The organism is Pseudooctadecabacter sp. (genome assembly GCF_020627745.1).
Taxonomy (GTDB): domain Bacteria; phylum Pseudomonadota; class Alphaproteobacteria; order Rhodobacterales; family Rhodobacteraceae; genus Octadecabacter.
In genome coordinates, this window is sequence record NZ_JAHDGE010000009.1 from 3,434 (window position 1) to 7,324 (window position 3,891).

Consider the following 3,891-nt stretch of genomic DNA (forward strand, 5'->3'; position numbering starts at 1 on the left):
ATGACCACTCCCCCCCCCGCCATCGAACTCAAGGGTATTTCCAAGGCCTTTGGCCCTGTGCAGGCCAACAAGGACATTTCTATCAGCGTCATGCCCGGCACGATCCACGGGATCATCGGGGAGAACGGGGCGGGGAAATCGACGCTGATGTCGATCCTGTACGGCTTTTACAAAGCCGATAAGGGTGAGATTTATATCAACGGTCAACGGACCGAAATTCCCGACAGTCAGGCGGCGATTGCGGCAGGCATCGGGATGGTGTTCCAGCACTTCAAACTGGTGCAGAACTTCTCCGTCCTCGAAAACGTGGTGCTGGGGGCCGAAGACGGCGCGATGTTGAAACCGTCGCTGGCCAAGGCGCGCAAGCAGTTGAAATCGCTGGCGGAAGAATATGAACTGAACGTCGATCCCGACGCGATCATTCAGGACATCGGCGTGGGGATGCAGCAGCGGGTTGAAATCCTCAAGGCGCTGTACCGTGAGGCGGATATCCTGATCCTCGACGAGCCCACGGGCGTGTTGACGCCTGCGGAGGCCGATCAGTTGTTCCGCATTCTGGGGCGGCTGAAGGACGAGGGGAAGACCATCATCCTGATCACCCACAAGCTGCGTGAAATTATGGACATCACCGACACCGTCAGCGTCATGCGGCGCGGTGAGATGGTCGGGTCTGTCAAAACGTCCGACACCAATCCCGCCGATCTGGCGGAACGTATGGTGGGCCGTAAGGTATTGTTGCGCGTGGATAAAACGCCGGCACAGCCAAAAGACACCGTGTTGGAAGTCCGCGATCTGAACGTGACCGACGACAGCGGGGTGCACCGTCTGAAGGGCGTGTCGTTCAACATCCGTGCGGGGGAAATCCTTGGCATCGCGGGCGTCAGCGGTAACGGCCAGTCCGAGTTGCTGGAGGTACTGGGCGGCTATGAAAAGGCCACGGGTGAGGTGTTGCTGAACGGCGAACCCATCGACCTGACCGGTGCGAAATCCGACGGCCAAAGCCGCCGCAACCGTGGCATTGCCCATGTGCCCGAAGACCGCCAGCACGAAGGCCTGATCATGGATTTCAGCGCGTGGGAAAACACCGCTTTTGGCTATCACCACGACGCGAAATACCAGCGGTCAAAGATGCTGATGGACAACAAGGCCATTCTGGCCGACGCGCAGGAAAAGATGGACCGCTTTGACGTGCGCCCGCCCAATCCGCAGCTTGCGGCCAAGAATTTCTCCGGCGGGAACCAGCAAAAGATCGTCGTCGCCCGTGAGATTGAACGCGACCCTGATCTGCTGCTGGTGGGCCAGCCCACACGCGGTGTGGACATCGGCGCGATTGAATTCATCCACCAACAGATCGTGGCGCTGCGTGACAAGGGCAAGGCGATCCTGCTGGTCAGTGTCGAACTGGATGAGATTATGGGCCTTTCCGACCGGATCGCCGTGATGTTTGACGGCCAGATCATGGGTGAACGCCTGCCGGCCGAGACAAATGAAAAGGAACTGGGGCTGTTGATGGCCGGTGTCACGGACACCGACAACCCGCCCCCCGTTGAAACAATTGCAGAAAATCTGGCCCATGCGGGCGCAGGCAAGGAGGTCTGAGCCATGGACAAGATGCCAAAGTGGGCGGATGTGGTTCTGGTGCCGGTGGTGTCGCTTTTGCTGGCGGCGATCATTTCGGTCATCGTGTTCTGGTCCGTGGGCCAAAACCCGTGGGAGGCCATCAAGCTGATGGCCTTTGGCGCGGTCGGCACGTCTGATTTTCTGGGCTACACGTTGTTTTATGCCACGAACTTTATCTTCACCGGCTTGGCCGTGGCGGTGGCGTTTCACGCGTCGCTGTTCAACATCGGCGGTGAGGGTCAGGTGCTGGTGGGCGGCCTTGGGGCGGCGATTGTATGCCTGTTCATTCCATGGCCCCACTGGACGCTGGCCCTGCTTGCAGGCGGTATGGCGGCGGCTGTGTTCGGTGCGCTTTGGGTCGCGATACCAGCCTATTTGCAGGCACGGCGCGGCAGCCACATCGTGATTACGACGATCATGTTCAACTTCATGGCGTCGGGCCTTTTGGTTTATATGCTGTCGGACGCCTTGCGCCCTGCGGGTCAGATGCAGACGGCCACGGCGATCTTCCCCGAAGCCGCGCATCTGCCATCGCTTAATGACATTGCGGGTCTGTTCGGGTCCGAATTGTTCGGGCGGTCGCCGGTCAATATCTCAATCTTCATTGCATTGCTGGCCTGTGTGGGCGTGTGGCTTTTGATCTGGCACACGCGGCTGGGCTATCAGATCCGCGCCTTCGGGCAGTCTGAAAGTGCCGCGAAATATGCGGGGATTTCGGCGGTGAACATCACCATGATCGCGCTGCTGATTTCCGGCGCATTGGCGGGGATGATGGCGGTGAACAACACCATGGGCATCAACACGCCACAGCTGGTGGATAATGCTGCAGGCGGCGCCGGTTTCATCGGGATCGCCGTGGCGTTGATGGGGCGCAACCATCCCGTGGGCATCATCATCGCGGCGCTGTTGTTCGGCGCGCTCTATCAGGGCGGGGCGGAGCTTTCGGCGGCCACGTCGATCCCCGTGCAGATCGTTGTGGTCATTCAGGCGCTGGTCATCATGTTCACCGGCGCGCTGGATCAAATGGTCCGCTCCCCCATTGAGGGGCTGTTTCTGCGGTTTGGTGGCAAAGGTGTCGGCGCACCGGCGGCGGTGAAGGAGTAACGCACATGGATTTCTTCACACTTGTCCAGCTTGGTGATGCGTCTATCCGTATGGCGATTCCGCTGTTGCTGGCCTGTCTGGCCGGTCTGTTTTCCGAACGCGCAGGCATTTTCGACATCGGGCTTGAGGGTAAGATGCTGGCGGCGGCGTTCTTGTCGGCGGCGGTGTCCTATACGTCCGGCAACGTCTGGGTCGGCCTGTTTGCCGGCATCGGCATTTCGATCGCACTGTCGATCGTGCATGGTCTGGCGTCGATCACGTTCCGCGGGAACCAGTTGATTTCCGGCGTGGCGATCAACTTTTTCGCCGCCGGTCTGACGGTCGTCATCGCGCAGGGCTGGTTCGCCCAAGGCGGGCGCACGCCGTCCCTGTCGGGGGCGGCACGGTTTGACGGGCTGGATCTTCCCGGCGCGTTCACACGGATGCGCGACAAGATGCAGGCGAGCCCGGGGATGCAGTTTTATTCAGAGTTCGTGTCAGGCCATTCGATCCTCGTTTATATCGGGCTGCTGATGGTCCCGCTCAGCTGGTTTATCCTCTACCGCACGCGGTTCGGCCTGCGCCTGCGCGCGGTGGGCGAAGCCCCCGAGGCTGTGGACACGGCGGGGATTTCGGTCGTCGGCCTGCGCTATTCCGCCGTTATCATTTGCGGGATTTTGTGTGGCATCGCAGGGGCCTATCTGTCCACGGCGGTGCAGGCGGGGTTCACCAAGGACATGACCGCGAACCGGGGCTTTATCGCGCTGGCCGCGCTGATCTTTGCCAAGTGGCGGCCGTGGTATGCGTTGGGCGCGTGTCTGTTGTTCGGGCTGTTCTTTGCGATTGATAACCGGTTCCAGAATATCCAGTTGCAGGTGGTGTGGATCATCGTGCTGCTGGTCGGGGCGTCCGTTGCGATGGTGCTGTATGCGGTGAAACGCGAAAGGATCGACGTCATTGTGTTGGGCGGATTGTCCGCCGTTTTGACCGCCATCGCGCTGGCCACATGGATGGGATCGGCGGGTGAGGTTGGCCTCGCGGGTGCGCTGTTTGAAACCGTCAAAGTGCCCAGTCAGTTGATCCAGTCCCTGCCCTATCTGTTCGTGGTCATCGTGCTGGCGGGCTTTGTGGGCAAGGCCATTCCACCGCGCGCAGGGGGTGAGCCTTATGTCAAGGAACGCTGAGGAA

Annotated in this window: 3 protein-coding genes; all 3 read left to right on the plus strand. The window is 60.3% G+C overall.

Translation table 11 applies throughout. The features are described from left to right. The coding region (locus tag QZ653_RS06075) for an ABC transporter ATP-binding protein (RefSeq protein WP_296418569.1) at positions 1 to 1,599 on the plus strand (1,599 nt) is incomplete at its 5' end. A 3-nt stretch (positions 1,600 to 1,602) separates the two neighbouring features. Then, positions 1,603 to 2,724 (plus strand): ABC transporter permease, encoded by a 1,122-nt coding sequence (locus tag QZ653_RS06080; RefSeq protein ID WP_296418570.1) that lies wholly within the window; start codon positions 1,603 to 1,605, stop codon positions 2,722 to 2,724. Between the two features lie 5 nt (positions 2,725 to 2,729). After that, the gene (locus QZ653_RS06085) at positions 2,730 to 3,887 is read left to right on the plus strand and encodes an ABC transporter permease (protein WP_296418571.1); all 1,158 of its coding nucleotides are present in this window, start codon (positions 2,730 to 2,732) and stop codon (positions 3,885 to 3,887) included. The last annotated feature ends 4 nt before the right edge of the window (positions 3,888 to 3,891 follow it).